20 protein-coding genes are annotated in these 24972 nt (G+C 69.6%); 12 read left to right on the top strand and 8 right to left on the bottom strand.

All coding sequences use genetic code 11. From position 1 onward, the window contains the following. Positions 1 to 342 precede the first annotated feature (342 nt). Positions 343 to 3639, top strand: coding sequence for a sacsin N-terminal ATP-binding-like domain-containing protein (locus ACWGJY_RS34715; protein WP_453264869.1), 3297 nt, complete (start codon positions 343 to 345; stop codon positions 3637 to 3639). A 164-nt stretch (positions 3640 to 3803) separates the two neighbouring features. Further along, positions 3804 to 4640: a YwqG family protein gene (locus ACWGJY_RS34710; protein WP_453264868.1), complete on the top strand. Its 837-nt coding sequence runs from the start codon at positions 3804 to 3806 to the stop codon at positions 4638 to 4640. Positions 4641 to 4730: 90 nt separating this feature from the next. On the opposite strand, the gene ACWGJY_RS34705 is transcribed toward ACWGJY_RS34710, so the two are convergent. After that, positions 4731 to 5903, bottom strand: coding sequence for a helix-turn-helix domain-containing protein (locus tag ACWGJY_RS34705; RefSeq protein WP_453264867.1), 1173 nt, complete (start codon positions 5901 to 5903; stop codon positions 4731 to 4733). 360 nt (positions 5904 to 6263) lie between these two features. Between ACWGJY_RS34705 and ACWGJY_RS34700 the strand changes: the two genes are divergently transcribed. From ACWGJY_RS34700 to ACWGJY_RS34690, 3 genes are all read left to right on the top strand, one after another. Next, the gene (locus ACWGJY_RS34700; RefSeq protein ID WP_453264866.1) at positions 6264 to 6404 is read left to right on the top strand and encodes a hypothetical protein; all 141 of its coding nucleotides are present in this window, start codon (positions 6264 to 6266) and stop codon (positions 6402 to 6404) included. Further along, positions 6401 to 6718: a hypothetical protein gene (locus tag ACWGJY_RS34695; RefSeq protein ID WP_453264865.1), complete on the top strand. Its 318-nt coding sequence runs from the start codon at positions 6401 to 6403 to the stop codon at positions 6716 to 6718. The genes ACWGJY_RS34700 and ACWGJY_RS34695 overlap by 4 nt, the downstream gene beginning before the upstream one ends. Before the next feature lie 460 nt (positions 6719 to 7178). Then, positions 7179 to 8285, top strand: a complete 1107-nt coding sequence (locus ACWGJY_RS34690; protein WP_453264864.1) for a methyltransferase domain-containing protein — start codon at positions 7179 to 7181, stop codon at positions 8283 to 8285. 94 nt (positions 8286 to 8379) lie between these two features. Here the strand turns inward: ACWGJY_RS34690 and ACWGJY_RS34685 are convergent, their stop codons facing one another. Both ACWGJY_RS34685 and ACWGJY_RS34680 read right to left on the bottom strand, forming a co-directional pair. Next, positions 8380 to 8595, bottom strand: a complete 216-nt coding sequence (locus ACWGJY_RS34685) for a DUF397 domain-containing protein (protein WP_453264863.1) — start codon at positions 8593 to 8595, stop codon at positions 8380 to 8382. Next, positions 8579 to 9418: a helix-turn-helix domain-containing protein gene (locus tag ACWGJY_RS34680; RefSeq protein WP_453264862.1), complete on the bottom strand. Its 840-nt coding sequence runs from the start codon at positions 9416 to 9418 to the stop codon at positions 8579 to 8581. The genes ACWGJY_RS34685 and ACWGJY_RS34680 overlap by 17 nt, the downstream gene beginning before the upstream one ends. Before the next feature lie 397 nt (positions 9419 to 9815). On the opposite strand from ACWGJY_RS34680, the gene ACWGJY_RS34675 reads away from it, so the two are divergent. Next, entirely contained in the window at positions 9816 to 10112 is a 297-nt protein-coding gene (locus tag ACWGJY_RS34675; protein ID WP_453264861.1) for a hypothetical protein, read from the top strand. An 84-nt stretch (positions 10113 to 10196) separates the two neighbouring features. On the opposite strand, the gene ACWGJY_RS34670 is transcribed toward ACWGJY_RS34675, so the two are convergent. From ACWGJY_RS34670 to ACWGJY_RS34660, 3 genes are all read right to left on the bottom strand, one after another. Beyond that, a complete protein-coding gene (locus ACWGJY_RS34670; protein WP_453264860.1) occupies positions 10197 to 10382 on the bottom strand; it encodes a hypothetical protein in 186 nt (61 codons plus the stop codon). A gap of 165 nt (positions 10383 to 10547) precedes the next feature. Continuing rightward, the gene (locus ACWGJY_RS34665; protein WP_453264859.1) at positions 10548 to 13034 is read right to left on the bottom strand and encodes an HAD-IC family P-type ATPase; all 2487 of its coding nucleotides are present in this window, start codon (positions 13032 to 13034) and stop codon (positions 10548 to 10550) included. A gap of 82 nt (positions 13035 to 13116) precedes the next feature. Beyond that, positions 13117 to 13377 (bottom strand): DUF2530 domain-containing protein, encoded by a 261-nt coding sequence (locus ACWGJY_RS34660; protein WP_453264858.1) that lies wholly within the window; start codon positions 13375 to 13377, stop codon positions 13117 to 13119. 294 nt (positions 13378 to 13671) lie between these two features. On the opposite strand from ACWGJY_RS34660, the gene ACWGJY_RS34655 reads away from it, so the two are divergent. The 5 genes from ACWGJY_RS34655 to thpR all read left to right on the top strand — a co-directional run bounded on the left by ACWGJY_RS34655 (position 13672) and on the right by thpR (position 21476). Then, the gene (locus ACWGJY_RS34655; RefSeq protein ID WP_453264857.1) at positions 13672 to 15144 is read left to right on the top strand and encodes an NCS2 family permease; all 1473 of its coding nucleotides are present in this window, start codon (positions 13672 to 13674) and stop codon (positions 15142 to 15144) included. A gap of 1043 nt (positions 15145 to 16187) precedes the next feature. Beyond that, complete coding sequence (locus tag ACWGJY_RS34650) at positions 16188 to 18032, top strand: Ig-like domain repeat protein (RefSeq protein WP_453264856.1); 1845 nt, start codon at positions 16188 to 16190, stop codon at positions 18030 to 18032. Positions 18033 to 18816: 784 nt separating this feature from the next. Then, on the top strand, positions 18817 to 19281 hold the full coding sequence (locus ACWGJY_RS34645) for a MarR family winged helix-turn-helix transcriptional regulator (protein WP_453264855.1): 465 nt from the start codon (positions 18817 to 18819) through the stop codon (positions 19279 to 19281). A 29-nt stretch (positions 19282 to 19310) separates the two neighbouring features. Then, positions 19311 to 20741, top strand: a complete 1431-nt coding sequence (locus tag ACWGJY_RS34640) for an MFS transporter (RefSeq protein ID WP_453264854.1) — start codon at positions 19311 to 19313, stop codon at positions 20739 to 20741. Positions 20742 to 20906: 165 nt separating this feature from the next. Next, entirely contained in the window at positions 20907 to 21476 is a 570-nt protein-coding gene (thpR, locus tag ACWGJY_RS34635; protein ID WP_453264853.1) for an RNA 2',3'-cyclic phosphodiesterase, read from the top strand. Positions 21477 to 21952: 476 nt separating this feature from the next. Here the strand turns inward: thpR and ACWGJY_RS34630 are convergent, their stop codons facing one another. Next, on the bottom strand, positions 21953 to 22951 hold the full coding sequence (locus tag ACWGJY_RS34630) for an aldo/keto reductase (protein WP_453264852.1): 999 nt from the start codon (positions 22949 to 22951) through the stop codon (positions 21953 to 21955). A gap of 114 nt (positions 22952 to 23065) precedes the next feature. Continuing rightward, positions 23066 to 23749, bottom strand: a complete 684-nt coding sequence (locus tag ACWGJY_RS34625) for a GDSL-type esterase/lipase family protein (RefSeq protein ID WP_453264870.1) — start codon at positions 23747 to 23749, stop codon at positions 23066 to 23068. A 172-nt stretch (positions 23750 to 23921) separates the two neighbouring features. Here ACWGJY_RS34625 and ACWGJY_RS34620 point away from each other — a divergent pair, with 172 nt between their 5' ends. After that, entirely contained in the window at positions 23922 to 24917 is a 996-nt protein-coding gene (locus ACWGJY_RS34620) for a hypothetical protein (protein WP_453264851.1), read from the top strand. The last annotated feature ends 55 nt before the right edge of the window (positions 24918 to 24972 follow it).

Below are 24972 nucleotides of genomic sequence, written 5' to 3'. Positions count from 1 at the left end.
TGGCCTGTGTGGTGGACTGCTTCGCTTTACGTCCACCACACAGGCCCCTCCGGCCCACCACCTCCCGCCCGGGAACGCGGCCTCCGCCCGGTGGGGATGAAGGTTTTCAAGAACCAGAGCTCGGCCGCGTCGTGGTGTAGCTGATGCTTGGGGTTTGTTGTTTTCCTCCCCCCCCACCGGGGTGGGGCCCACCCCCTCCGGCCCCGCCACCGGCACCCACCACACGCCTGGGGCCCACCCCAAACACCCCTCCCGCCGAAGGCGGGAAACAGGCACGGCGGGGCACCCGCATACGTGGGGCGATACCGTCGGCCCACCGACACACGCTTAGGGAGACGGACAGTGACAGCTACGTCGTGGGTGCGAGGCGCAGCCGGAGACCCGTTCGGGACGGCCCGGCTGCGGCGTGGCGTGCTGGATGCCTGGGCCGCCTCGCCGGCCCGGTTCCGGGAGGACGCGAACGCCGAGGAGGATCTCGCGCTCGGCGGCTACCGCGACCGGCTCGCCGTGGAGCTGGCGCAGAACGCGGCGGACGCGGCGGCACGGGCCGGCGTCCCCGGACGGCTGCGGCTGACCCTGCATGCGGCCGACGGCGACGCGCCCGCCGTACTCGTCGCGTCCAACACCGGTGCCCCGCTGGACGCCACCGGCGTCGAGTCGCTGTCGACGCTGCGTGCCTCCGCGAAGCGGGAGGCCAGTGTGTCGGCCGGTGCGGTCGGCCGGTTCGGCGTGGGCTTCGCGGCCGTGCTGTCCGTGAGCGATGAGCCGGCGCTGGTGGGCCGTACCGGCGGTGTGCGCTGGTCGCTGGCCGAGGCGCGGGCCATGGCGGGGGAGGTCGCGGCGCACAGCCCCGGCCTGGGCGGTGAGTTGCGCCGGCGCGACGGGCACGTCCCGCTGCTGCGCCTGCCGCTGCCCGCGGAGGGCACGGCGCCCGAGGGCTACGACACCGCCGTCGTGCTGCCGCTGCGGGACGTCGCGGCGCAGGATCTCGCCGAGCGGCTGCTGGACGGGATCGACGCCGCGCTGCTGCTGACCCTGCCGGGGCTGGCCGAGGTCGTGGTGGAGACCCCGGAGCACGTACGGGAGCTGCGGCGGAGCCAGGACGGCGCCTGCGTCCTGATCGAGGACAGCGAGCGCGGCACCACCCGGTGGCGGGTGGCGGGCGACGGGGGTCCGCTGGACCCGGCGCTGCTGGCGGACCGGCCCGTCGAGGAGCGGCTGCGGCCGGCCTGGTCGGTGACCTGGGCGGTGCCGGTGGACGACGAGGGCGCACCGGCGCGGCCCGGGACGGCGGCGGTGGTGCATGCCCCGACGCCGACGGACGAGCCGCTGGGCCTGCCCGCACTGCTGATCGCCTCGTTCCCGCTGGAGCCGACCCGCCGGCATGTCGCGCCGGGCCCGCTGACGGACTTCCTGGTGGGCCGGGCGGCCGCGGCCTACGCGACGCTGCTGGCCGAGTGGCAGCCGGTCTCGGTCGGCACCCTGGACCTGGTGCCGGGGCCGCTCGGCAAGGGCGGTCTGGACGGTGAGCTGCGCCGGCAGGTGCTGGAACTGCTGCCGCGGGTGCGGTTCCTGCCGAGCGCGGGCGCGCCCGGTGACCGGCCGGCCGAGCCCGAGGCGCCGGCGGCGGGCGAATGGGACGAGGGCGACGGCGGGGTGGACCGCTTCGTGCTGCGTCCGGTGGATGCCGAGTTGGTGGAGGGTGCGGGCGCGGCGACGGTCGGGGTGCTGGCCGAACTGTTCCCGAGCCTGCTGCCGGCCGGGCTGGAACGCCGGCCGGAGCTGCGGGCGCTGGGCGTGGCCCGGGTGCCGCTGGGGGAGATGGTCGACCGGCTGGCGGGCGTCGAACGCTCGCCCGGCTGGTGGTGGCGGCTCTACGACGCGCTGGCCGGCACCGACCCGGACCGGCTCAGCGGACTGCCGGTGCCGCTGGCGGGCACGACGGGCCAGGGACCCGGTGCGGGCGGCGGCGTACGGACCACGATCGGGCCGCGTCAGGTGCTGCTGCCGCTGCCCGGCGGCGACCCTGACGAGGACGCCGCGGCCCGGCACCGTACGCTCGCCCGGCTCGGCCTGAAGGTCGCCCACCCCGACGCGGTGCACCCGCTGCTGGAGAAGCTGGGCGCCACCCCGGCCGCACCGCGCGCCGTACTGACCACCCCCCAGGTGCGCGCGGCCGTGGCGAACTCACTGGACGCGGACGAGGATGCCTACGACGTCTTCGCCGAGGAGACCGACGGCGGGGCGGGGGCTCCGCTGGGCGCCGAGGAACTGGCGGAGACGGTGCTCGGGCTGGTCCGCGACGCCCGTCTCGCGCCGGGCGACGAGCCCTGGCTCGGGGCGCTCGCCCTGCCCGACGAGGACGGCGAACTGGCGCCGGCCGGAGAACTGGTGTACCCGGGCAGCGCCTTCGAGCGAGTCATCCGTGAGGGTGAACTCGCCGCCTGCGAGGCGGAGTTGGCCGAACGCTGGGGCGAGCAGCCGCTGACGGCCGTCGGCGTCATGGCCGGCTTCGCGCTCGTCCGGGCCACCGATGTCGTCCTCGACCCGGACGAAATGGAGCCGCGCGACGGGGACTTCGCCGAGCCGGACGACGTCGGGCTGCTGGACGCGGTGGACGTGTGGTGCGAGGACATCCTCGACGCACTGCCCGAGACCCCCGTACCCCCGGTGGTGACCGAACTGGTCGCGGTGCGCGACCTCGACCTGGTCGCCGACGACGCCTGGCCCGAGGTGCTGGCCATGCTCTCCCGCCCGCCGCTGCGCGACGCCCTGACCGCACCGGTGCGGGTGCTGCTGCCCGACGGCACCACTGAATCCGTCCGCCCGTACACCGCCTGGTGGCTGCGCGGACACCCGGTACTCGACGGGCGCCGGCCCGCCGGTCTGCGCTCGGCGGGTGGCGATCCGCTGCTGGCCGGGCTGTACGAGTCCGCGGACGCGGGCGAGGTCGATGCGCAGGTGCTGCGGGCCCTCGGCGTCCGCACGTCCGTCGCCGCCCTCCTGGACGAGCCGGGCGGCGCGGCGGAGCTGCTGACCCGCCTCGCCGACCCGGAGCTGCCCGTCGGCGCCGCGCAACTCCACGCGATCTACGGCCTGCTGGCGGACCTGGACCCCGATCAGGTGACCCTGCCCGACGAGCTGCGGGCCGTGCTCGACGAAGAGGTCCGGGTGGTCGACGCGGCGGACGCGGTGGTTGCCGACGCACCGGACCTGGTACCGCTGGCGGCCGGCCGCACCCTGCTGCCGGTGCGGCCCGCCCGCGCCGCCGAGCTGGCGGAGCTGCTCCAGGTCCGGCGGCTGAGCGAGGCGGTCGCCGCCGAGGTCCGCTCCGAGGGCGTACGCCACGAGGTGCCCGAGGCCGTACGGACGCTGCTCGGCGCCGCCACCCCCGAGGCGTACTGGGAACATGAGGAGCTGCTCGTCGACGGCTCCGACGGCCCCGACGGCTCCGACGACCCCACCGAGCTGGACTGGCGCCGGACGCCGGACGGCACCGTGCACGCCGCGACCCTGGAGGGCGTGGCGGCGGGCCTGGCCTGGGCGGCGGGCCAGTGGCCCCGCCGCTTCGAGGTCGCCGCCCTCCTGGAAGACCCGGAACGGGGGGAGGAGCTGGCGCGGGCGCGGTGGTTCGACTGACGGAGCTGTCGGCATGACCGCCTCGCCGTGGCGAGGCGGTCATGCCGGCGGGAGAACTTCCCGCTCTTGACGGCCCTGCTACCTCATCGGCGAGGGCACCGGGTACGTAAACGTCAGAGGGCCGCCGGGCGTCGCTGTCAGTGGGAATGGCCATGATGGTCGTCATGACACACGCACCCCTCGACGCCTGGCGCGACTTCGCTCTGCAGCACCTGCCCTCCGGCATCGCCCAGCAGTGGCTGGGTCTCCTGCGCCCCGCCGTACGCCTGGAGGTCGATACCGACCCGGACTCCGTCGTCGGACGGCTCGGCGGGCTTCCCCGGTTGCCAGACGGACAGGATTGGCCGATATGGGAGGGGCACGGTCCGTTGTCGCTCATCGCCTCGATCGACTGCGCTGAGTTGCCTTCCGAGGCTGTGGACATCTCTCTTCCGAGGGAGGGAACGCTGCTGTTCTTCTTCTTCGATGGTCAGCTGGACGACTACGCGTCCTGGGGGAGCGGGCCGAACCTCCACGACAACCGCTCGGGCGCCCGAGTCCTCTACGTGCCGGAGGGTGAGGAAGCGCCGTTGCGTGACGCACCCGCCGAGCTCACACCGTTTCCGCTCCTGCCGCTGACCGCGCGAACCGTGATGACGGCGCCCCACCCCTCGCATCCACGGGCACGGGCGGTGTTCGCGCCTGGCACCTCGGGCCCGGGTTCTTACGACCACCCGGTGTACGAGGATGAGTTCGTCGATGAGCTGACCGAGTTCGAGTGCGAGGACGACGCCGACTGCGTCCACCAGATCGGCGGCTACGCCGACTCGATACAAGACCTCGTGGAGATCGAGGTGGCGGACGCGCAGGCCGGCGAGTGGGTGCTGTTGGCGCAGTTCGACGGTGAGGACGAGGCGGACATGGTGTGGGGCGACTCCGGGATGCTGTACTGGCTGATACGCCCTCAGGATCTCGCCGAGCGCCGCTTCGACCGGGCGATGTTCACCTGGCAGGCGTGCTGAGCATCTGTTCTTCGTGACCTCTCGTGGTGTCCTGCGGGGTGGCTCGTTTTCATCTTCGTACTCCCTCGGGTATCCGTGAATCACGGCCGCTCAGAGCTTGATGCCGGCCCTCTTGGCGAGAGCAGTCACTTTCGGATTGCTCCGCTTGTGCAGAGAAACGAGGACTCGGCTTAATTCCAGGCTTGTGGGGTGGACCTTCGTCATCTGTGGCGCGATGTCCCATGCCTCGGCCAGTGAATCCACTGCGCCATCCCGGTCCTTCAAAGCCAATTTGGCCCTGGCGATATTCATGTGGAGGGGGCCGATGCGAGTGGCCGGCAGGGTATGCCCGCCCCGCAGATACCTCTCGCCCACCTCAAGGGCCTCGGCGTTTTCCTTGAGGTCAACGTGGGTCGCAAGGATATGGGTGATGGTGTTCTCCAGACCGAAATGCACTCCGTGCACGTTGATGTCGGAGTCGATGACCGCAGCAGATTTCCGAGCGCCCTTGATATGCCGCTCGACGGTCTCCTTGTCCCGCAGCCGACCTGCCAGCGTCATTCCTCGGAGATGGAGCAGACCCAAGGCGAGGTGGCGAGTCCTCCCCTGCATATCTGATTCGGCCTGCACCACGGCCCGATCCACCACGGCCAGTCCCCCGGCGAAGTCACCTCCATTGAGAAACGTCCCGGCCTCGTCCCGGGCGGCCACAGCGAGCGCCAAGGCGTTCGAACGCTCTGCCGCCTGCCTCTGCTTGCTCACGGCGAGCTCCGCCAGCGTCATCCACCGATGGCGAGCTGCCAGCCAGTAGACCGCGCTGTACACGTCAGCGACCTTCGACCAGTTCTCAGGCAGTCCGGTGGCGTGCGCATGGTCCTGTACTCGCCGCAGTAGCCCTGGGAGTTGGTGGGTGACGGAGGAGAGGTCGGCGTTGCCGCGCAACAGAAATAGCTCGGCGAGATCGTACGCGAGCCGGTCCTCCCGAACCGGCTTGCCGGTCGGCAGGTCAAAGCGTCGGATCGCGGCCCGCAACTCCGTCAACCGGTCACTGTCCCCGGCCTTCACGGGAGCCTGCCCCAGCAGTTCGTCCAGGGTGACGCCGAAGGCGTGAGCGAGGACCGCGCCCATGCCCTGAGTGAGTGGTCGTTCGCCTCGTTCGATCTTGCCGAGCATCGACGTCGACATTCCGGCTCTGCCTGCCAGGTGGTCTTGCAGCCAGCATCGTTCCAAGCGCAACACCTTGACGTTCGCGCCCGGTCCAGGAGTGGTGATCTCTGCACTCATGCGCCGTTCTTCCCAGTCGAGTTCGTCTGGTTCGTTGGACTACATGTTCACAGGGGCCCATACCCGCGCGCCGCCGTTGTGCACTTCCTGTGCACATTCGCCGTTGCTTTCCGTCGTTGACTGATTACACAAGCCAAGGCCACGCCGTGCCGCCTGTGAAGGCAGAAGGCCGGCCGTCCAGCGGTATCGGACAACGAAGCTCTGGCCCCCGCATCCGTTGCAACGGTCCGGCGGTGTGGCCACCAACCCACGGAGGTCGATGACGTGTTCCCACGCACCATCAGCATCTTGGAGTGGCTGCTGCGAAGTCTGTTACCGCCCTCCGGGCGTCGCAGAGCTGTCTCTCGTACCACGACCAGGGTGACGGGCCCGGCGTCCGTGCCCGCGCTGCGGCGTCCACGTGCCACGTACATCGCCATGGCGCGGGGCGAGGACATCGCCCCGATCCGTCCCTACCTCGTCGCCCATGAGCGGGCCCACGGGCTGGAGGTGAGGGCATGACCGAACACCACGACCCAGGGCGGCTCCTGCCGTGGTCGAGCCCCGACGGCAAGCCCTGTTACCTCGTGGGTGAGCGCGGTGGGTATGTCTCCCGGGTCGCCGACGACATCGAGTGCGTGCAGCTCGACATGGCCGACGACATTCTCGGCCACGCGGAGGAGATGCTCACTGGTCGTCAGGTCACCAGCCGCGAACTGCGCTTCCTTGCCCGGGGGCTGGCCGATTCTCTGCGGGATGTGCGCCGTGTCGCGGAAAGCCGGGGCGCCCGGCTGCCCGCGCCGCACTGTGATCACGACGTACCGGGGGAGTCGTAGTGGCTGGTGTCGCCGTAGTGACTGGAGTGACTGGAGTGGTGATGCGAGCACGCCAGCAGTTTGAACGCGTTGGCCCCCGGGGAGGCGGGGTGGGCATCGCGATGCCGGGATCGCCGGGCCTTGGCTCGCCTCTCCGGCATGTCCGGTTACGGCCCGCGGGTCCGTTCCTTGATCAGCATCGACTCCTTCGGGTGATTGCTCTGCAACTTTGTGCAACAACGTGGACCGGCAACCTCCGTCCTGCGTAGCGTCCTTGGTGTGGCGGAAGCCTCTCGCGCATTCATATGCGCTATGCCAGCAGATCCGTCACCTCATCTCCCGAACAGCAGGAAGCGAGGGATCCATGGGCAAGAAGGGCGGAGACCACTCCGGCAGGCCCGACACGTCCGACAGCGACGGTCACCGCGACAGGCCGCCGGGTCCGACCAAGCCGTACGAGCCGCCGAAGAAGTGAGGCCGGATGACGACGCAACAGCGGCTCGTCGAGAGGCTGAAGAGCAAGGGTGCGTTGCCGCTGGCGTGGCAGGACACCGTGGCTTCCGTGGATCGTGCGCTGTTCATCCCCGAGGTGTTCGAGGGGCATGACTTCGCTGCCGATCCCGAGGGCTGGCGGAAGGCCGTCTACACGGACGCGCCTGTCGTGACACAGGTCAACGACGGCAAACCGACATCCGACGGTGAGTTCAGGCTCTCCACGTCGTCCTCTTCCATGCCGTCGATCATGCTCGAAATGCTGAGCCTGCTGGATGTGCACGAAGGGCAACGGCTGCTGGAGATCGGTACCGGCACCGGTTACCACGCAGCCTGGTTGTCCCACCGGCTCGGCGCGGACAACGTGACCACGGTGGAGGTCGACGAGGCGGTGTTGTCCACGGCGGTGGAGAACCTGAAGCGGGCGGGATTCCACCCGACGACGATTCTCGGGAACGGGCGTGAAGGGCATCCCCGGGGCGCGCCGTACGACCTCGTGATCTGTACCTGCACCATACGAGACGTGCCGCAGGCGTGGCTGGAGCAGTGCCCCGGCGGGCGCATCGTCACCCCATGGGGCAGCAGCTTCTTCAACGGGTCGTACGCCACGCTGGACGTGAGGGACGGGAGAGCCCAAGGGTCGTTCTCCGGTTACCCGGCCTTCATGTGGGACCGCACTCAGCGAGCCGGGGCCGGGCGCATCTCGGACGTGTACCACGGGGAGAAGGGAGAGAAGAGCACCACCGATATCCCCCCGCAGAACGTCATCCAGGACGACCCCGCGTTCTTCACCGGCCTGCGCCTCACGGACGCGTGGTACCGGTGGTGCGACGCGGACGACGACAGCGGGGAAGCCACCCTGTGGTTCTTCGCCGACGATCGGAAGTCGTGGGCGACCGTGGAATACGTCCCGGACGCGGAGGCGTACGAGGTGGAGCAGTACGGGCCGCGTGCGCTGTGGGATGAGGTGCGGGAAGCGTTCCTTCGCTGGCATGACTTGGGGAAGCCGGAACGGTCCCGGTTCGGCTTGACCGTTGACCGCGACGGGCAGCGGGTGTGGCTGGATGACCCGCGAAGCGTCATCGGGAAGCCGTAGACCCGAAGAATGAAGGATGAACGAAGGAGGCCCCCGCCTTCACTGCGCCATGATCCGGGCGGGGGCTGACCTTCGTGGTGTACTGCGCGGTGGCTCAGTTGCCGAACTGGCCGCCCTTGACGGCGGTGATGAAGGATGACCAGCCGTCAGACGGAAAGACCAGCGCGGGGCCGTGCGGATTCTTGGAGTCACGGACGGGTACGGCACCGGGGGGTCCGTCGACGACCTCGATGCACTCGGCTCCCTGGCCGTTGCTGTAGCTGGACTTGCGCCACCTGCTCAGTGCGGACGCGTCAGGAATTGTCTTCATCCTCGTACTCTCTCAGGTAGCTGCTGAGGAGGTCGAGAGTTTCACGCTCCGGCAGCGCCTTGGAGCGAGCGACGTCAAACATGTGCGTGAGCTCAAGAATCTTTCCTGTCGACTCCACCTGCTCCCCGGAAAAGAAGCTCTCGACATATCCGATCGTAGCTCCGTTGCGCAGGGTGAGAAGGCTCAAACTGCCTCCCAGCATGGGATGTTTCCCTTGGCTGAAAGGTAGTGCTTGAAGCGCGACATGGGGTGACTCAGCCGCCTTGAGTACATGCCGAATTTGCCCACACATGCACTCTGGACCCCCGATGGAGCGCTTCAGGGCCGCTTCATCCATGATTGCCCAGTAAAGTGGAGAATTTACCTTTTCGAATACACGCTTACGGCGCATCCGTGTGGCGACATGCTCTTCTATCCCTTCCGCTGATTCACCGGCCAGCGATGTGCGGAACAGGGCGCGTGCGTAATCCTTGGTCTGTAAAAGTCCGGGGATCAGGCTGCTGCCGAAGACTTGAATGCGAGCTGCCTTTCCCTCGCTTTCGAGGACCGCTCGACCATAGTCGGGAATCGACGCATCCTGTGCCATGGACAGCAACTCGACGAAGAGCCCGTCCGTCGCGAAGTACACGTCCAGGGCCTCGGCCAGTGCTTCGGACGGGAGCTGCTCCCCGCGTTCCACCCGGCTGATGTACGTATGCGGATAGCCAACCTTGTCGGCCAGGGCTCGCTGTGAAAGGGGCGCGGCCTCCCGTAGGCGGCGCAGGCGCCGTCCCAGCACCGTCCGCGGGGTGGCCCTGTCGTCGTCCTCGTTGTTCAGCTCCATTGCTCGAACACACCTTCAATTCACTGTCCACTGGCGGACTTTGGTGACACGTACGGCGTGCACTCAGCGTATTCCGTCCGCAATGCTGGGTGATGACGGAAAAGCCCCCGCGACCGCTGCCACGGTCCGGGGGTGTGGTCATCAGCCCTATGGAGGTCGACGACATGAATCACGCTATCGCGAAACTTTTCGGGCCGTTGCTGTGCCGGCTCTTCCCGCCCTCGGGCCGTCGCAGGGCCGCCGCTCGCGCCGGCTTGGCGAGGGAGCGTCCGGAAGCCGTTCCCGTGGCGAGCCGTCCGCGCGGCGCGCGCGCAACCGTGGTCCGTGGCGAGGCGACCCGCCTCGTCCGTCCGTACCTCGTCGCCTACGAGCGCACCCACGGGCTGGAGGTCGCGGCGTGACGGAGGAACATCCCGCCCTCGTGCGGCTCCTGCCTTGGTCGAGTCCCGACGGCAAGCCCTGTTACCTCGTGGGTGACGGCACCGGGTACGTCTCCCGCGTCGCCGACGACATCGAGTGCGTACAGCTCGGCATGGCCGACGACATTCTCGGCCACGCGGAGGAGATGCTCGCCGACCGCCGGCTGACCGGCCGTGAACTGCGGTTTCTCGCCCGCGGGTTGGCCGATGGCCTGCGCGATGTGCGCCGCATCGCGGAGAGCCGGGGCGCTCGGCTGCCCGCGTCGGGGTCGTGATCACGGCGAGAATCGTGGGGCGAACCGTACGGTCAGTTCGTGCGGTCAGTTCGTGCGGTCAGTTCGGGCGGTCTGTTCGTGCGGTCAGTTCGAGCGGAATCGCTTGACGATGCTCAAGATGACGACGATCGCGGAGAGGGCGAGGGCGGGCCACACCCACCAGTCGAGGGTGCCGTCACCGGTGCCGCCGTAGTGGCCGCCGGTGTAGTGGTGGTAGTGGTGATGCGAACTCGCCAGTACCTCGTGCGCCAGGTCCCCGTGGAATGTCATGGGGCAGGAGCGTAGTACGGCCCCGGAGCCCGGGGTATCGGCCGGGCAGGTGCTCTTCGGGCCCTCGCGTCGCCTGTGGGGGCGGGGAAGCGCGGGTGTCTCCTCGGCCCGGCTGTGCCGGCGGGCGGCCCGGGTCCGGGATGCGGTGGGGCGGCCGGCCGTTCGTCAGGCCGGGAAGCGCCGGCCCACCCAGCGCCAGGTGACCTCCAGCAGCAGCGCCGCCACCACCGCGATGGCGACGGCCGCCCACGGCATCGTCGTGCCGACCAGGCGCAGAGCGAAGAACCTCTGCAGCCAGGGGGTGGCAAGGACGGCGACGAAGGCCAGGCCCATCGCCAGGACCAGGCCGATCCGCCACCAGGTGTAGGGGCGGGCAATGATCGCCAGTACCCACATCGCGGTGAGGAAGAGGGTCAGGGTGGCCGCGCTGGTCTCGGCGGACAGGGCGTCCGGGCCGGTGTAGTAGCTGCGGGCCAGCAGGTAGGTGGTGAAGGCGGCGAGGCCGGTGATCAGGCCCGAGGGCACCGCGTAGCGCATCACCCGGCGGACGAAGTGCGGTCTGGCGCGCTCCTTGTTGGGGGCCAGGGCGAGGAAGAACGCGGGGATTCCGATGGTCAGGGTGGAGAGCAGGGTCAGATGCCGCGGCAGGTACGGGTAGGGGATCTGGCAGCAGGCCACCAGGATCGCCAGCAGGACGGAGTAGACGGTCTTGGTGAGGAAGAGGGTGGCGACACGGGTGATGTTGCCGATGACCCGGCGGCCTTCGGCGACGACCGAAGGCAGCGTGGCGAAGCTGTTGTTCAGCAGGACGATCTGGGCGACGGTGCGGGTCGCTTCGGAGCCGGAGCCCATGGCGACACCGATGTCGGAGTCCTTGAGGGCGAGTACGTCGTTGACGCCGTCGCCGGTCATCGCGACGGTGTGGCCGCGGGACTGCAGGGCCGCGACCAACTCCCGCTTCTGCTGCGGGGTGACCCGGCCGAAGACCGCGGCCTTCTCGATCGCGGCCGCCATGGCGGCCTTGTCGCCGGGCAGTTGGCGCGCGTCCACGGGGGCATCCGCGCCCGGCAGCCCCAGTTTGCCGGCCACCGCGCCCACCGACACCGCGTTGTCGCCGGAGATCACCTTGGCCTGGACGCCCTGGTCGGCGAAGTAGCGCAGGGTGTCGGGGGCGTCCGGGCGCAGCCGCTGCTCCAGGATGACCAGTGCGGTGGGCCGTACGCCGCGGGTGACCTCGGGGTCGTCCAGCTCCCGGGTGGCACGGGCCAGCAGGAGTACGCGCAGCCCTCGCGCGTGGAGGCGGTCGGTCTCGGCGAGGCGGCGGTCGCCGGGCGGCAGCAGGACGTCCGGGGCGCCGAGCAGCCATGTCGTGCTCTCGCCGTCGGGGCCGTCGGAGCCGCTGGGGCTGATGGAGCCGTCGAGGTTGTCGGGACCGCGGGGGCCGTGGGGGCCGTGGGGGCCGGCGAAGGTGGCGCCGCTGTATTTGCGGGCGGAGGAGAACGGCAGCGAACGGGTGCACTGCCAGGCGTCGTCCGCCGGATACGCCTCGATGATCGCCTGGAGGGAGGCATTGGGCCGTGGGTCGCATCCGCCGAGCGCGCCCAGCACCTTCTTGAGGAAGGCCTCGTCGCCGTCGAGGACCCGTAGCCCGTTGACGTCCATGCCGCCCTCGGTGAGCGTGCCGGTCTTGTCCAGGCACACCACATCGACCCGGGCCAGTCCCTCGATGGCGGGCAGCTCCTGGACCAGGCACTTCCGGCGGCCGAGCCGGATGACGCCGATCGCGAAGGCGACGGAGGTGAGCAGCACGAGGCCCTCGGGGATCATCGGCACGATGCCGGCGACCATCCGGCGGATGGCCTCGTCGACCGGCAGGCCGAGGGTGAGCAGATGGCTGAGGATGAGGCCGGTCGCGGTCGGGATCATCATCCAGGTCACGTACTTGAGGATCCGGCTGATGCCGCTGCGCAGCTCGGAGTGGACCAGGGTGAAGCGGCTGGCCTCCTCGGCGAGCCGGGCCGCGTACGCCTGCCGGCCGACCTTGGTCGCGGCGAAGGCACCGCTGCCGGCGACGACGAAGCTGCCGGACATCACCCGGTCACCGGGCTTTTCGAGGACCGGATCGGCCTCGCCGGTCAGCAGCGACTCGTCGACCTCCAGGCCGTCGCTCTCCAGCACCTCGCCGTCGACGATGACCTTGTCGCCGGGCCCGAGTTCGATGACGTCGCCGAGGACCACCGCTGACGTGGGGATCTCGGCGGTGGTCCCGTCGCGCCGGACGGCCGGCCGTGCCTCGCCGATGACCGCCAGGTTGTCCAGGGTCTTCTTGGCGCGCAGTTCCTGGACGATGCCGATGCCGGTGTTGGCGACGATGACGAAGCCGAACAGGCCGTCCTGGAGCGGGCCGATGATCAGGATGATCACGAAGAGCACGCCGATGATGGCGTTGAAGCGGGTGAAGACATTGGCGCGGACGATCCCGGCGGCAGTGCGGGAGGACCGTACCGGGACGTCGTTGACCTCGCCCCGGGCGACCCGCTCCGCGACCTCGGCGGCGGTCAGTCCGGGGTTGACCGGCGTCTGCGCGGTCCGCCCGGCCGGCTCGCCGCCCGCTCCGGCGTGCCCGGCTTCGGCCCTCGACCGCTCCGTCATGCCCTCGACGTTACGGGCGGACGGCGCACCTCACCCGCCGGCCGGGCGGGGTGGCGGGCGGTGTGCGCTCAGGTCCGGGCGCTCAGGTCCGGTCGGCCGTCGCCGCGGCGCGCTTGATCGCGGCGTCCCGGGCCCGGACGTACCAGATGCCCACCAGCCCGAGGCCGCCGCCGGCCAGGCAGGTCCACACCCACCAGGTGTGGCCGTGGTCGGCGAACCAGCCGTAGAAGGGGAGCTGGCCGAGGAAGAGCACGAACCAGATGATGGTGCCGCCGGTGACCGTGCCGACGACGGGGCCTTCGAGAGGCGCCGGGGCCTCGCGCAGTTCGGACTTCTTCCACATGCGGGTCAGCTTACGGGGACGGGATGTGAGGGCCGTGGGCGGCGGTGGGCAGGGGGCGGGCGGCGGCCGCCGGGGCGTCGGTGGCGGTGTGGTGTGCGGCCCGGTCCGTATGCCACAAGGGTCTACGCGCGGAGATAGCGATCACCGCATGGTTTATTCATACTGAACCTTTCCGGATGTGGCTGGTTTGGCTCGTCTATTCATCCAACCTGATCCGGTTATTTCTGTTTCTGTATGTGTTCCGGGCCCTCGGGCCCCCGCGCCTGCCCAGGCCCGTCCGACTGAGGTCCCCGCATGCCCCCCTCGGCCACCACGCCGGTCGACACCCTTGAGAACCCAGGTCCGAAGCCTCCCCAGAACGGCTTCGACCGCTTCTTCAAGATCTCCGAGCGGGGGTCGACGGTCGGCCGCGAACTCCGCGGCGGTCTGGCGACCTTCTTCGCGATGGCCTACATCATCGTGCTGAACCCGATCATCCTCGGGTCCGGAGTCGATAAGTTCGGCCATCATCTCGACAACGCTCAGCTGGTCACCGCCACCGCGCTGTTGGCCGGTCTGAGTACGGTGCTGATGGGCGTCATCGGCAATGTCCCGATCGCCATCGCCGCCGGCCTCGGCATCAACGCCGTGGTCTCGCTGCAGCTCGCCCCCAAGATGAGCTGGCCGGACGCGATGGGCATGGTCGTGCTCGCCGGTCTGGTGCTGATGGTGCTGGTCGCCTCGGGTCTGCGGCAGCGGGTGATGGACGCGATCCCCAACGGGCTGCGGCGGGCCATCGCCATCGGCATCGGCCTGTTCATCTCGCTGATCGGCCTGGTCGACGCCGGCTTTGTGACGCGTAACCCGGACGCCGCGCACACCACCGTCCCGATGAGCCTGGGCCAGGGCGGACAGCTCAAGGGCTGGCCGGTGCTGGTCTTCGTCCTCGGCCTGGTCCTGATGTTCGTGCTGATCGTGCGGAAGGTCCGGGGCGCGATCCTGATCGGCATGGTCAGCATGGCCGTCGTCGCGATCGGCATCAACGCCGTCGTCCATATCCCGGACGCGGCCTGGGGCCTGGCGGTGCCCAATGTCCCGCACAAGATCATCGCCACCCCGGACTTCGGACTGATCGGTCAGATCAGCCTCTTCGGCGGCTTCAAGGAAGTCGGCGTGCTGACCGGCTGCCTGTTCGTCTTCACCGTGCTGCTCTCCGGCTTCTTCGACGCGATGGGCACCATCATCGGCGTCGGCGAGGAGGCCGGGCTGCTGAACAACGAGACCGGCCAGCTGCCGAACATGGGCCGGATCCTCATGGTCGACGGCATCGCGGTCGCGGCCGGCGGCTTCGGCTCCGCCTCCGCCAACACCTGCTTCGTGGAGTCCACGGCCGGTGTCGGCGAGGGCGCCCGTACCGGTGTCGCGAACCTGATGACCGGTGGTCTCTTCCTGCTGGCGCTGGTCTTCACGCCCCTGGCGACCGTCGTGCCCTCGCAGGCCGCGACGCCCGCGCTGCTGGTCGTCGGCTTCCTGATCATGGCCTCGAACGTGCGGGACATCGACTGGGGCGACTACACCGTCGGCATCCCCGCGTTCCTGACGATGATCTCGATGCCGTTCACCTACAGCATCACCAACGGCATCGGCATCGGTGTCCTGGCCTTCATCCTGCTGCGCGCGGCGACCGGGCGCTTCAAGGAGATTCCCTGGCTGCTGGACGTCGTCGGCCTCTGCTTCCTGATCTACTTCCTGCTCGACCCGATCGAGCAGGCACTCGGCGTCAAGTAGCGGGCCAGCGCACCCCCAGCTGCTTCGTCTCGTCGAGAGGCGACGTGAAGCGCTCGTCGAAATCCTCGCGGAGGAGCGTCCTGCTGGATACCTTCGGTCTGGCCGAGTCCCGGACAGCCAATTTTCAGGAGTACGTAACAGGCGGCCAAGGTCTCGCGAAACTCATCCTCGACCGTAATCAACGCCCGGGGTACATGGATTGGTCCGTTACTTTCCCAGAAATCGGCATTATTGTAGCCGGCGCGCTTGTGCGCGTAACCGCACAAGCGCCTATACAGAAGTCTGAACAGCTGCGGCAGTAGGCAGTGTTGAAACGACCTGCTGTGGGCCGCGCATCTCGCCACAGGGCCCGCCGCGCACACCGCGCCCGTAGACGCTGCGCCCAGGCGGACCCACCGCTCGGGATCGATGCGCGGGCGGCCTGCGAAGCCTCCCTTCGACAGGCCCTCGCACGCCGCGAGCGGCAACACCGGCCCGAGCGTCTCGCGCTGGCCCTCGTATCGCGCGACCCGGGCGTGGACTGGGCGCTGACCGCCATCGGTGCGGACCGTCGGGCTCTCCTGGCCGAACCCGCCGCCGCCGACTTCGTGGATCGCAATCTCTCGCTTCGTCCACGTACTCAGCTCCACGTTCCGGGCCACATTGCATGACAGTTCGTCATCTCGTATGTGGAATGGTCTTTGCGGGTGAAATTCAGTCAAGGGCGTAGTGTCATTTTGCTTATTTCGGGTTAATGGTAGTGACCGTTTTCCGGTGGGCTGCCTCTCTTCCCGGGGAGAGAACCAACCCCTATGGTGCGCCCGTGCGTGGTACGTGTCGGTGCGTCCTCCCTCTGTCCCGGTGTCCAAGCGGTGATCCGGTTCGCGTATATCGGCGCCGTGCGACGCGGGCCCCGGTGGGAATTCCTGGGTGGCCCTCTCAGCTGAGAGAGGTTTGTCATGGAATCGAGTGCGATTTGGTCGGCAACTCCGTTGGTAGCTCGCGGGGTTCGGCCGGTTGGCCCGGCGGGTGGATCTGAGGCGCCCGCTGTACGGGGGCTTGCGGTGCTGCCCTTCAGCGCGGAGTTCTCCACGGTGACGATCCCGGCGGGCACGAGCCCGATCCCCGTGGCGGTGGCGCCGAACGGCAACGTGTACGTCGGCAACAGCAACTCGAACAACGTGACGGTGATCAGCAGCACCACCAACACCGTCCTGGCCACCGTCCCCGCCGGCTCGAACCCGGCCCTGATCGTGGCGGCGTCGAACGGCAACGTCTACGTCACCAACCAGAGCTCGAACACCGTGACGGTGATCGACAGCGCCACGAACACCGTCCTGGCCACCGTCGCCGTCGGCGGGGGCCCGTTCGCGCTGGCGGTGGCGCCGAACGGCAGCGTCTACGTCGGCAACAGCACGTCGAACACCGTGACGGTGATCAACAGCGCCACGAACACCGTCCTGGCCACCGTCCCCTGCGGCGCGGTCCCGGACGCGGTGGCGGTGGCGTCGAACGGCAACGTCTACGTCGCCAACCGGAACGACAACACCGTGACGGTGATCAACAGCGCCACGAACACCGTCCTGACCACCCTCCCCAGCGGCAGTTTCCCGGGCGCGGCGGCGGTGGCGCCGAACGGCAACGTCTATATCGCCAACCAGCTCTCGAGCAACGTGACGGTGATCGACAGTGCCACGAACACCGTTCTGGCCACCGTCCCCGCCGGCAGCGTCCCGGGGGTTTTCGCGGTGGCGTCGAACGGCAACGTCTACGTCACCAACACCGTCTCGAACAACGTGACGGTGATCGACAGCGTCACGAACACCGTCCTGGCCACCGTCCCCACCGGCGCGGGCCCGTTCGGGATCGCGGTGGCGCCGACCGGCAACGTCTACGTCGGCAACTCCAACTCGAACAACGTGACGGTGATCAGCAGCGTCACGAACACCGTCGTGGCCACCGTCCCCGTCGGCGCGTTCCCGTTCTATGTGGCGGCGGCGCAGAACAGCAACGTCTACGTCACCAACGCCAACTCGGCGAACGTGACGGAGATTTCGCCGTTGACGGTGATGACCTCGCCGGCGGCGCCGGTGTGCGGGCAGACGGTGACGTTCAGCATCTCCGGCGGGACTCCGAACGGGACGGCGGTGGTGAACTTCGGGGACGTCAGCCCCACGGTCACCGTCGCCCTGGACGCCACCGGGAGCGGGCAGACCACCCACGCCTACACCGTCGGTACGTTCACCGCGACCGTGAACGGCAACCCCACCCCCGTCACCGTGAGCCAGGACTCCACAACGCCGACGCTGTCGGTGACGCCGAACCCCTCCCGCTGCGGGCAGAGCGTGACCATATGCGCCACCATCACCCCAGGAACAGCCACCACCTCGGTGCCGACCGGCACGGTCACCTTCACCCTCCCCAACGGCCAGACGCAGGTGGTCCCCGTCAACGCTTCGGGGCAGGCCTGCTTCACCACCACCGCCCTGACCACCGGCACCCTCACCGCCGCCTACGGCGGTGACAGCTGCTTCACCGGCTCCAGCGCCAGCACCTCCGTCACCGTGAACCCCAGCCGCACAGTGCTGACCGCGCAGACGGGCACCATCCGGCTCCGGTTCACCCCGCTGCCGGAGTTCTACATCCCCACCCTCAGCGCCACCCTGACGACCACCTCGGGCACGCCGGTGGTCGGTCAGCCGGTGACCTTCACCGCCACCACGCTCTTCGGCCCGATCACCCTCGGCACCGCCGACACCGATGTCACCGGCACCGCCACCATCACCAACGCCGTCGTCCCCGTCTACGTCGTAGCCACCCCCTTCTACACCGCCACCTTCGCCGGCACTTCCTGCTACGAGGCCGCCTCCGCCCGCGGTCTCCTGCTGTTCATTCCCCTCCCGGGCTGACCTCGTAGGGTCTGAAATCCCCGGGTCACATGGTCTGCTGCGGCTGGAGAGCGTGTCAGAAAGCCGTGCAAGTCGATGATCCGGGAGGCCGGCCGGGGCCCGGTCGAGGACTCTGGCCGGCCTGCACGGCCAGGGGACGGGCGAGAAGGAAGGACCGGTCGACGAGCGGCCGGTGGACGAGGTCAGAACCCCCTCATCCATCAGCGGAGCGTCGATCTCCCGGTAGGCGATCTCGATGAATCGTTCGTTGTACGGGCTCGGCCCGTTGGACTCCCCTCCACTGATCGGCATGGAGACTGTGGACAGCCCGGCGCCGGAGCCGGCCAGCCAGTCGTCGGCTCCAACTTCGCGCATGGCGACAGCCAGGTAGCACGGAGAGACCGGACTGCCGGTGCGGGCCGGGGCGTCGGGAACGTACTGACGAGTGCGCTGTCGAACCGTCTCCCGATTCAGGCCCAGCACGTCGACGGCATCGGCCTGGCTGATCTGGCCAGTGGTGATCTCGGAAGCGATCTTGATCCAGAAGCGGCGCTCGGTGCCGTCCGTCAGGTTCTGGATCTCCTCCAGCGCCTCGTTGCGCTCGGCCATCGCCGCGCGGATTCGGATGAGCGAGTTGAGCTTGCGCCGAACGGGGTCGGCTTCGTTCCCCTTCGGACGCGGTCGCGTCCGCGTGCGGTCAGGCGCGTCACTTTCGGCTGCGTCCTCACTCGTATGGGTGATTCCTGGAAGGCGGCACCCGCCCCCTGGCTTTCCTTAGAAAGGGTAATGAGTTATGCTAAAGACCATGCCGGAACTGTCCCGCCCCCAGCCTGCCGACCGAGAGGCGCCCCCAGACGACGCAGCCGCGGTGAATGCGCTGCGGTCCGCCGTGATGCGCCTGTCACGCCGGCTCAAGCACCAGCGGGTCGACGAATCGCTGAGCCCCACCGAGATGTCGGTGCTCGGCACCCTGTTCCGCTGCGGCCACGCCACCCCCGGGGAGCTGGCCCGCAAGGAGCATGTGCAGCCCCCGTCGATGACCCGCATCGTGGCCATGCTGGAGGCCAAGGGGCTGGTCCGGCTCGAACCGCACCCCGACGACCGCCGGCAGAAGGTCGTCACCCAGACCGAACAGGCCGAGGCGATGCTCGAAGAGAGCCGCCGTAAGCGCAATGCCTGGCTCGCCGAGCTGGCCTCCGGGCTGGACGAGGACGAGTGGGCAAAGGTGCGGGCCGCCGCGCCCGTGCTGGAGAAGCTCGCACAGCTGTAGAAACCCGAGGCCGAGGAGGCGAACCCACTTTGAGTACGGGATCCGGAGCACACTCCGCCCCCGCACCGAACTCCCCAGACAACACGGTTTCCGACGACGCGACCGCGACCACTTCGGGCACCGCCCCGGGTGTCGCCGCAGGCCCCGCCGCCACACCGCGCAAGGGCACGTTCAGCTCCCTACGAATACGTAACTACCGTCTCTTCGCCACCGGTCAGATGGTGTCCAACACGGGCACCTGGATGCAGCGCATCGCCCAGGACTGGCTGGTGCTCAGCCTCACCGGCTCGTCCGCCGCGGTCGGTATCACCACCGCGCTGCAGTTCCTGCCGATGCTGCTCTTCGGGCTCTACGGCGGCGTCATCGCCGACCGCTTCGCCAAGCGCAAGCTGCTGCTGTTCACCCAGTCCGCCATGGGCCTGACCGGCCTCGCCCTCGCCGTGCTCACCCTGACCGGCCATGTGCAGGTCTGGCACGTCTACCTGGTCGCCTTCGTCCTCGGCCTGGTCACCGTCCTCGACAACCCGTCCCGGCAGGCCTTCGTCTCCGAAATGGTCGGCCAGGACGAGCTGCGCAATGCCGTCAGCCTCAACTCGGCCAACTTCCAGTCCGCGCGGCTGGTCGGGCCCGCCGTCGCCGGTGTTCTGATCACCGCGTTCGGCAGCGGCTGGGCCTTTCTGCTCAACGGCCTCTCGTTCATCGCCCCGATCGCCGGTCTGCTGATGATGCGGACCGCCGAACTCCACAAGGTCGACCGGGCCCCGCGCAGCAAGGGCCAGTTGCGGGAGGGCCTGCGGTATGTGTCGGGGCGTCCCGACCTGATCTGGCCGATCGTCCTGGTCGGCTTCATCGGGACCTTCGGCTTCAACTTCCCGATCTGGCTGACCGCGTTCGTCTACCACGTCTACCACCAGGGCGCCGGCACCTACTCCCTGTTCAACGGGCTGATGGCGGCCGGTTCACTGATCGGCGCGCTGCTCGCGGCGCGCCGTGCCACCTCCCGGCTGCGGCTGCTGGTCGGCGCCGCGATCCTCTTCGGCGCCCTGGAGATCGCGGCCGCGCTCGCCCCGTCCTTCTGGGTCTTCGCGGCGCTCCTCGCCCCGATCGGGATGGTCGGCCTGACGATCAATGTCACCGCCAATTCGAGCATCCAGATGGCCACCGACCCGCTCATGCGTGGCCGGGTGATGAGCCTGTTCATGATGGTCTTCGTGGGCGGCACCCCGCTCGGCGCGCCGGTGGTCGGCTGGATCACCGACGCCTTCGGCGCGCGGATCGGCTTCCTGGCGGGCGGCGCGGTCTCCATGCTGTCCGCGGCCGTCATCGGGCTGATCCTCGCCAGGATGGGCGGCCTGCGCCTCAAGATCGACCTACGCCGGGGCCGTCAGCACGTCGCCTTTGTGCCCCGGGCCTCCCAAACCGCCCCGTCGGTGGAGAAGGAGCTGGCTTCGGCGGCGTAGGGAGGGACGTATGCACGGTGCCGCGGCGGTCGGGCGGCAACCGGACGTGCCGGCTCGTCCCTTCGGGGGCGGGCCGGCACGGCGCGTTTCCGGCCGGCCCTGACGGCGCCGGTGGCCGGGCCTGTGGTCCGCCCGACCGCACGCGGCCTGCGTCACACTGACCGCATGAGACTCTTCGCCGCGGTCCTGCCTCCCGCTTCCGCGATCGAGGAACTGGCCGCCGAGGTGGCGCAGTTGAAGAAGCTCCCGGCCGCCGGCCGGCTGCGGTGGACCGGCCACGACAGCTGGCACTACACCCTTGCCTTCTACGGTGAGGTGCCCGACGAACTCGTCGCCGAACTGCACGAACGCCTGGCCCGTGCCGCCCGTCGCCGTGCCCCCTACGCGCTGCGGATCGCCGGCGGCGGCCGCTTCTCGGACCGGGTGGTGTGGGCAGGGGCGGACGGCGACCGCCCCGCCATGCGGACGCTCGCCGACGCGGCAGCGGCGGCGGCCCGCCGGACCGGCATCCCCATGGACGAGCAGCACCGCCCGTACACCCCGCACCTCACCCTCGCCAGAAACCGCATCCCCGGCCTGGACCTGCGCCCGTATGCGACCGCGCTCAAGGACTTCGCCGGCGCCTCCTGGACGGTCGGTGCGCTCGCGCTGGTGCGCAGCCATCCGCCCGTCCCCGGGGTGGCGGGCAAGCAGCCCCGCTACGAAACGGTGGGGTCCTGGCCCTTGGGCCACTGAGGGGCCGCTGAGGGGCCAGCGATGGGTCACTGATGGGCCACTGAGGGGGCGCCGGATCTGTGGCCGCCCCCTCAGGTGGCCCCTCGCGGGGGCCTGTGACGCGCATCCACGGCAACCGGCCTCGTGGCCGCGTGCCTGCCCGGGTGCCCGCCCGGCTGCCGCCTGCCCCAGTGCCCGGCCCGGCTGCCGCCTGCCCCCGCGGCCGGCCCGGCTGCCCAGTGCCCATGACCGGCCCCACTGCCCCGTACCCACTGCCCCGTACCCACTGCCCCGTACCCACGGCCCGCTGAAACGTTCGGGTCCGCCCCGGTTACGCTCAGAGGGTGGACCCGAAAACCCGTAACCGGATCATGTCCGGCCTGCTCGCCGTGCTGCTCGTCGTCGTGATCGTGGCGGCGGCGCTGCGCTGAGCGCTGCCGTGGCCGCTGCCGGGTGCCCGGCAGCGGGCCGGAGCCGGCCGCCGGGCACCCGGTCGCTCACCAGGCGAAGGCCTCCGGGCTCGGGCCGGGGCCCGGGAAGATCTCGTCCAGCGAGGCGAGGAGCTCGTCCGGCAACTCCAGCTCGACGGCGCGCAGCGCGGAGGCGAGCTGGTCCGCGGTGCGGGGGCCGACGATCGGGCCGGTGACGCCGGGGCGGGTGAGGAGCCAGGCCAGGGCGACCTCGCCGGGCTCCAGGCCGTGCTTGTCGAGCAGATCCTCGTAGGACTCGATCTGCGTCCGGATCGCGGAGTTGGCGAGGGCATCGGCCGAGCGCCCGGCACCCGAGCGGCCCGCGCCGCCCTCGCGCTCCTTGCGGAGGGCGCCGCCCAGCAGCCCGCCGTGCAGCGGGGACCAGGGGATGACGCCCAGGCCGTAGCCCCGGGCGGCCGGGATGACCTCCATCTCGGCGCGCCGTTCGGCAAGGTTGTAGAGGCACTGCTCGCTGACCAGGCCGTACGAACCGCGGCGGGCGGCCGTCTCGTTGGCACGGGCGATGTGCCACCCGGCGTGGTTCGACGAGCCGGCGTAAAGGATCTTGCCCTGCTGGACGAGGACGTCGATGGCCTGCCAGATCTCGTCCCAGGGCGTGTCCCGGTCGACGTGGTGGAACTGGTAGAGGTCGATGTAGTCGGTGCCCAGCCGCTTGAGGCTGGCGTCCACCGAGCGCCGGATGTTGAGCGCGGAGAGCTTGTCGTGGTTGGGCCAGACCTTGTCACCGTCCGGCGCCATGTTGGCGTAGACCTTGGTGCCCAGCACGGTCTTGTCCCGCCGGCCGCCGCCCTTGGCGAACCACGAGCCGACGATTTCTTCGGTACGGCCCTTGTTGGCGCCCCAGCCGTAGACGTTGGCCGTGTCGACGAAGTTGACGCCCGCGCCCTGCGCCGCGTCCATGATGGTGTGGCTTTCGGCCTCGTCGGTCTGGGGCCCGAAGTTCATCGTCCCGAGGACGAGTCGGCTGACCTTGAGTCCGGTGCGTCCGAGCTGCGTGTACTTCATGGTTGCTCAGCCAACGCCTTGGAGTGGGTTCGAAGCAAGGACCGTGAGGGGTGGCGGCCGGCCTCTTGGCGGTTTCCCGGGCCGGGCCGGGCGCTCCATGGGACGTGTGGTGCCTCAGCGAGCCGTCAGCACCCCGTAAGCCGCCCCGACCCCCCATGCCTGGTGCATCGCCCCGGCGAACGCGCCCGCGAGCAGCCGCTCCCCCCGCTCCGAGGGATGTGTCCCGTCGTACGTGGCGCGGTCGATTTCCCATCCCTCCGGCTCGGAGGCCAGCAGCAACGGCGAGCCGGGGGTGGAGAGATCGGCGACGGCCTTGGCCAGCAGCTCGTTGAAGTGCGTGCACTGTGTGCCGAAGGCGGCGTCCGCCGCCGCCCGCACATTGGGTATCACCGGCATCAGCACCGCCCGGATGTGCGGCGCCGCCTTGCGGGCCTGTGCCACGAACTCCCGTACGTTCTCCGCGGTCTGCTCGGCGTTGGTGTAGAAGCCGAGGTCGATCAGGCCGAGCGAGACCAGCAGGGTGTCGGCGTCGTGGCGGCGTATCGCCTCGCCGATCAGGGGCGCCATGTGCAGCCAGCCCTCGCCCCAGCCGGCGAGATGGCGGCGGGCCTCCTCGGGGAAGCGGGGGTCGGCGTAGGCGGAGGAGGTGGGGGCGCCCGTGACGGGATCATGGAGTGTGCGGCGCGGTCCGACGATGCGGTACGGGCCGCCGAACGTCGCGTTCAGGTGCTGCCACATGCGGTAGCGCCAGGTGAAGTCGCCGGTGCTCCCTATGGTCATCGAGTCACCGACGAACATGATCCTCATCCGGACATGATGGCCGAGAACCCCTACTGCTCGGTACGTGACGCTGGACACGCCCCGGCCCGCGGTGCGGTGCGGGCGTGCGCGGTGCGGTGCGGTGCGGGCGGGGGCGAGGAGACCGGTGGCTGCGCTCACGCACCGCGGCCCGGGATGGCAGTCTGTGCCCATGCGTTCGCTTCTGTGCGCGGCCGGTGCCGCGGGAATCCTGTGGTCGGCAGCCGTGGTGCCCGCCGCCGCCGACGAGCCCGACGGCTTCACCATCAGCGATCCCCGGATCACCGAGTCCAGTGGCCTGGCCGCCAGCCGTACGCACCCCGGGATCTACTGGACCCACAACGACAGCGACGACGGCCCCTACGTCTATGCCGTCGACGGCAAGTCCGGCCGTACGGTCGCCAGGATCACGCTGCGCGGCATCGGTAAACCGCGCGACGCCGAGGCCATCTCGATCGGCCCGGACGGCGACATCTACCTCGGCGACATCGGCGACAACCTCGGCGGCACCTGGAACCACGTCTGGATCTACCGCTTCCCGGAGCCGAAGCAGCTGCGCGACGCCACGATCACCGCGACCCAGTTCACCGTGAAGTACGCGGACGGGCCGCGGGACGCCGAGGCGCTGATGGTGCACCCCAAGACCGGCCGGGTCTACATCGCCAGCAAGAAGCAGGACGGCGGCGGCGCCCTCTACGAGGCCCCGCAGCGGCTCACCACGTCCGGTACCAATGTCTTCCGCAAGGTCGCGCCGATCGATCTGTGGGTGACCGACGGTGCGTTCTCCCCGGACGGCACCCGTCTGGTGATGCGCAGCTACTTCGGTGCGCGGATCTACCGCTGGCAGGACGGCCGCCCGAAGGACCTCGGCAGCGTGGGCGTACCGATTCAACAGCAGGGCGAGTCCGTCACCTTCACCCTCGACGGCCGCACCCTGATGTACGGCTCGGAGGGCAGCGACAGCGAGGTCAAGCCGGTCGGCCTGAGTGACGAGCAGCTGCCGGACTCGGCGAAGGACGACCCGGCGAACGGCGGTGGCACCAACGGCCAGGGCAAGAAGGGGAGTTCGGGGACGGATCTGGACTCCGGCTTCATCAAGGGGGCGATGGTCCTCGCCGTCGCCACGGCGCTGGTCGTCGGGCTGCGCAGGCTGCTGCGACGGCGATAGGCCGGCGCAGGAGGCCGGGCCCGGGTCTACGCCTGTCTCTTATACACATCTCCGA

The organism is Streptomyces sp. NPDC054765 (genome assembly GCF_053612065.1).
The sequence above is the reverse complement of the archived record's forward strand: the minus strand, read 5'-3'. Positions and strand labels throughout refer to the sequence as shown.

Coding starts and splice junctions, on each gene's coding strand:
- ACWGJY_RS34710 (WP_453264868.1), top strand. CDS start 3,804: ATGACACACGCACCCCTCGACGCCTGGCGCGACTTCGCTCTGCAGCAC.
- ACWGJY_RS34705 (WP_453264867.1), bottom strand. CDS start 5,903: ATGAGTGCAGAGATCACCACTCCTGGACCGGGCGCGAACGTCAAGGTG.
- ACWGJY_RS34695 (WP_453264865.1), top strand. CDS start 6,401: ATGACCGAACACCACGACCCAGGGCGGCTCCTGCCGTGGTCGAGCCCC.
- ACWGJY_RS34690 (WP_453264864.1), top strand. CDS start 7,179: ATGACGACGCAACAGCGGCTCGTCGAGAGGCTGAAGAGCAAGGGTGCG.
- ACWGJY_RS34685 (WP_453264863.1), bottom strand. CDS start 8,595: ATGAAGACAATTCCTGACGCGTCCGCACTGAGCAGGTGGCGCAAGTCC.
- ACWGJY_RS34680 (WP_453264862.1), bottom strand. CDS start 9,418: ATGGAGCTGAACAACGAGGACGACGACAGGGCCACCCCGCGGACGGTG.
- ACWGJY_RS34670 (WP_453264860.1), bottom strand. CDS start 10,382: ATGACATTCCACGGGGACCTGGCGCACGAGGTACTGGCGAGTTCGCAT.
- ACWGJY_RS34665 (WP_453264859.1), bottom strand. CDS start 13,034: ATGACGGAGCGGTCGAGGGCCGAAGCCGGGCACGCCGGAGCGGGCGGC.
- ACWGJY_RS34660 (WP_453264858.1), bottom strand. CDS start 13,377: ATGTGGAAGAAGTCCGAACTGCGCGAGGCCCCGGCGCCTCTCGAAGGC.
- ACWGJY_RS34655 (WP_453264857.1), top strand. CDS start 13,672: ATGCCCCCCTCGGCCACCACGCCGGTCGACACCCTTGAGAACCCAGGT.
- ACWGJY_RS34645 (WP_453264855.1), top strand. CDS start 18,817: ATGCCGGAACTGTCCCGCCCCCAGCCTGCCGACCGAGAGGCGCCCCCA.
- thpR (WP_453264853.1), top strand. CDS start 20,907: ATGAGACTCTTCGCCGCGGTCCTGCCTCCCGCTTCCGCGATCGAGGAA.
- ACWGJY_RS34630 (WP_453264852.1), bottom strand. CDS start 22,951: ATGAAGTACACGCAGCTCGGACGCACCGGACTCAAGGTCAGCCGACTC.
- ACWGJY_RS34625 (WP_453264870.1), bottom strand. CDS start 23,749: ATGTTCGTCGGTGACTCGATGACCATAGGGAGCACCGGCGACTTCACC.
- ACWGJY_RS34620 (WP_453264851.1), top strand. CDS start 23,922: ATGCGTTCGCTTCTGTGCGCGGCCGGTGCCGCGGGAATCCTGTGGTCG.